The organism is Halostella sp. PRR32, from assembly GCF_034808085.1.
Classification (GTDB): Archaea; Halobacteriota; Halobacteria; order Halobacteriales; family Natronoarchaeaceae; genus Halostella; species Halostella pelagica.
In genome coordinates, this window is sequence record NZ_JAXHGL010000307.1 from 1 (window position 1) to 232 (window position 232).

The following is a 232-nucleotide window of genomic DNA, read 5'->3' on the forward strand; positions in this document are numbered from 1 at the left end:
GACGAGAGCGGGCGCGTGCACGAGGCGACGTTCGACGCCATCAAGCGCCGGACGTACGGGTTCGGGGACGTCTTCGATCAGAGCGCGCGCGCCATCACGGACATGGTGAACGAGTTCGTGCGCCCCGGTGGGTTGAGCGTCGTGCCGACGTACCACGTCACGGATTCGCGGCAGACGACGACGGTCGTGCTCGCGCTGGCGAGCCTGCTCGTCGACCAGAAGCTCTCGAACG

1 pseudogene is annotated in these 232 nt (G+C 67.7%); it reads left to right on the plus strand.

Features of this window, described 5'->3' with window-relative positions:
* Window positions 1-232: pseudogene (locus SM753_RS21210) on the plus strand (AAA family ATPase); the annotation flags it as partial.